The sequence below is a fragment of the Stenotrophomonas sp. 278 genome (genome assembly GCF_003935715.1).
GTDB classification, from domain to species: domain Bacteria; phylum Pseudomonadota; class Gammaproteobacteria; order Xanthomonadales; family Xanthomonadaceae; genus Stenotrophomonas; species Stenotrophomonas maltophilia_AH.
In genome coordinates this window covers 1-3,619 of record NZ_RHPP01000230.1, presented here as the reverse complement: position 1 = coordinate 3,619, position 3,619 = coordinate 1, and the positions used below count along the sequence as shown (strand labels likewise).

Sequence of the window (3,619 nt, the reverse complement as noted above, 5' to 3'; positions counted from 1 at the left end):
GGCGTCCTGCCCAACCCGTCGGGCGCATGCGCCCGACCCATGCGGCTCACGCCCCCTCCAGCCCACCCCGACCCGCCCCGACAGATCGTCGGCCGCCAAGGAAGATCAAAAGCAAAACGCCGGGCAATGCCCGGCGTCTCTTAACACGTCTGGTGAAACAGCCCCCTTTGTTAAGGGGGCGCGCCGACAGGCGCGGGGATAGGAAGCAGCGTGGGTACCCAAGGTTTGCGTAGCAAACCTTGGGCAATTTACGTTTTGCGGTCAGAACTGACCGCCAAACGTAAATTGCAGACGTTCGATTTCGTCACCATCTTCCTTCTTCAGCGGGAAGGCATAGCTGATCGAGATCGGGCCCACCGGGGCGCGCCACAGCAGGGCGACGCCGGTGGAGACGCGCAGTTCGTTGGCCTTGAAGTTGTCGATACCGTTGTAGACGTTACCGAAGTCCAAGAAGGCCGAAACGCGGGCCGACGGGCTGTCGAACAGGCGCGGGAAATACGCTTCCACCGAACCGACCGTCTTCAGCGAACCACCCAGCGGCTGGCCGCGGTTGTAGTACCGCGTCTCCTCCGAACGCGGGCCGAGGGTGTTGTCCTCGAAACCGCGCACCGAGTTGGTACCGCCGGCATAGAAGTTCTCGAAGAACGGCAGGCCCGAGGCGGTGAGGGTGCGGGTGGTGCCGTCCGGATCGGTGATCACGCGGGTCACGTCATCGCCGTAGGAGTCACCGTAGCCCACTTCGGCGCGGGTGTTGATGACCAGCGACGGAATGATCGGCCAGTACTTGGAGATCTGGTAGTTGAGCTTGTAGTACTCCACGGTCGAACCCGGCAGTGTGCTTTCCAGGCCGACGCGCTGGTAGGTACCGCGGGTCGGCATGAAGTAGTCGTTGCGGGTGTCGCGCGCCCAGCCGAGCTCGGTGCGCCAGGAGTGGAACGTGCGCTGGCCGATGGCATGGATGTAGTCGATGATCGACTGCGGGGTGGAGCCTTCGTACGTGGTGATCTGGTTGCTGTCGATGCCCACCATCAGCGAGACGGTGTCGTTTTCGGTGATCGGCACGCCGAACACCACCTGCGCCGCACCGTTGGTGCTGTTGTACTGCGCGGTGTTGAAGTCGGAGTAATCCAGCTCGCGCCAGGACAGGTTGTAGCCCAGCGACACGCCGTCATCGGTGAAGTACGGGTTGGTGTAGCTGAAGCCGTAACGCTGCAGGTAGCTGCTGCGCGATGCTTCGACCGACACGCGGTTGCCGCCGCCGAGGAAGTTGTTCTGCGACAGCTGCACCGAGGTGGTCATGCCGTAGGACTGCGAGTAGCCCAGGCCGAACACGAAGCTGCCCGACGTGGTTTCCTTCACGTTGTAGACCACGTCGACCTGGTCGTTGCTGCCGGTGACGGCAGGCGTTTCCACGTCCACCGATTCGAAGTAGCCCAGGCGCTGCAGGCGGATCTTGGAACGGTCGATCGCCGCCTGCGAGTACCAGCTGTTCTCGAACTGGCGCATTTCACGACGCAGCACTTCGTCGGACGTGCGGGTGTTGCCCTTGAAGATGATGCGGCGAACGCCCACGCGCGGACCCGGCACGACCTGCATGTTGATCGCAACGGTCTGTTCGGCACGGTTGCTGGTCGGAATCGGGTTCACCTTGGCGAACGCGTAGCCGATGTTGGACAACGAGTTGGTGATGGTGTCCGAGCTGAACTCCAGCAGCGCACGCGAGAAGGTGTCGCCGGACTTCTGGATGACCATGCGCTCCACGTCTTCCTGCGGAAGAATGGTGTCGCCGGTGACCTTGATCTCGGAGATCTTGTACTGCTCACCCTCGGTCACGCCGGCGGTGATGAACATGTCGCGCTTGTCGGGGCTGATCGACACCTGGGTGGAGTCGATGCTGAAGTCCACGTAGCCGCGATCCAGGTACCAGGAGTTGAGCTTTTCCAGGTCGCCGGAGAGCTTTTCCTTGGAGTACTGGTCGTCACGGCGGTACCACGAGGCCCAGTTGTGCTCCTTGGACTCCCAGGTTTCCAGGATGTCCTCGGCCGGGAACTTCTCCGTGCCCACCAGGTTGACGTGCTGGATCTTGGCGGCCTTGCCTTCCTTGATCGCAATCGTGATGTCCACGCGGTTGCGGTCCAGCGGGCTCACGGTCGGGGTGATCTCGACGTTGTACTTGCCGCGGTCGTTGTACTGGCGGCGCAGTTCCTGGGTCACGCGGTCCAGGCTCAGGCGGTCGAACGTGCCGCCTTCGCTCAGGCCGATGTCGCTCAGGCCCTTGAGCAGCTGGTCGCTCTTGATGTCCTTGTTGCCGGTGACGGTCAGCTTGTTGATCGCCGGGCGTTCCTTGACCGTGACCACCAGGATGTCACCCTGGCGCTGCAGCTGCACGTCTTCGAAGAAGCCGGTCTTGTACAGGGCACGGATCGATTCGCCGACCTTGCTGTCGGTCACGGTGTCGCCACGGTTCACCGGCAGGTAGGTGAACACGGTACCGGAGGTGATGCGCTGCAGACCATCGACACGGATGTCGCTGACGGTGAAGGGCTCGGCTGCCTGGGCCAGGGCCGGCACGCCGAAACCGGCGGCAAGTGCAAGGGCAAGCAGGCGGCGGTTGGGGAGTCGCGTCATGTCACGTCCGGTTGGAGTCGAATGCAATGTTGCGGGATGCCGGCGCATAAGACGACGACAAAAGGAAAAAGTTCATCGCGAGGCCAGCCCGAGGATGTCGTTGTAGAACGCCAATCCCATCAGGCCGGCCAGCAATGCCAGGCCGATGTACTGACCTGCTGCCATGGCGCGCTCGCTCAGCGGGCTGCCCTTGACCAACTCAATAAGGTAATACAGCAGGTGCCCGCCGTCCAAGATCGGGATCGGCAGGAGGTTGATGATGCACAGGCTGAGCGACATCACCGCCAGGAACCACAGGAACCAATCCAGCCCGCGCTGGGCCGAAACGTTGGCCACGCGGGCAATGGTGACAGGCCCGGAGACGTTCTGCAGCGAGGCCGCGCCGGTGATCATGCGCCGCATCATGCCGAGCGAGTCGCTGGTGGCACGCGCGGTTTCGCGCAGCGCGGCCGGCAGCGCGGCCAGTGGGCCGTACTTAAGGGTGGTGTCGTAGAGCGGGGCGCTGCCCTGGGGGAAGCCGACACCGAGCTGCCAGGTCGGCTGGCCGCGCGCGTCCTTGCCCTGTTGCGGGGTGATTTCCAGTGCCAGCCGGTCCGCGCCGCGTTGGACCTCGATCATGCCGGGGCCGCCGCGCTCGCCCAGCGCGCGTACCTGCGCAGGGACCTGTTCGGCCGAATCGATCCGCACCCCGTCCACGGCCAGCAGCAGGTCGCCGGGCAGCAGCACGCCCTCGGCAGGATGTCCGGGTTCGATCCGCTCGACCAGCGCCGGCTGCATGCGGAACTGCCAGGTGAGCCCGGCCAGCGAGGGCACCCAGCGTTCATCAAAGCCGGCGGGCAGCTGGGACAGGGGCAGGACGCGTGTGCGCACCTGCTGCTGCGCGTCCTCGACGGTCAGGCGGACATCCCGGCGGTCCATGGCGGCGGTGGTCAGGGCCATGCTGGCCTGGCCGGCGGTGACGACCTCGCGGTCGTCCACGCCCAGCACCCGG

General features: G+C 64.4%; 2 protein-coding genes. Both read right to left on the bottom strand.

What is annotated here, in order from left to right; all coding sequences use genetic code 11:
* Positions 1 to 261: 261 nt before the first annotated feature.
* The gene (gene bamA / locus EGJ34_RS20895; RefSeq protein WP_125362333.1) at positions 262 to 2,628 is read right to left on the bottom strand and encodes an outer membrane protein assembly factor BamA; all 2,367 of its coding nucleotides are present in this window, start codon (positions 2,626 to 2,628) and stop codon (positions 262 to 264) included.
* Positions 2,629 to 2,700: 72 nt separating this feature from the next.
* Positions 2,701 to 3,619: site-2 protease family protein (locus EGJ34_RS20890; RefSeq protein ID WP_125362332.1), on the bottom strand; the 919-nt coding region annotated here is incomplete at its 5' end.

Bases quoted from the DNA above. Each gene is read 5' to 3' on its own strand.
- bamA (WP_125362333.1), bottom strand. From the start codon at position 2,628: ATGACGCGACTCCCCAACCGCCGCCTGCTTGCCCTTGCACTTGCCGCC.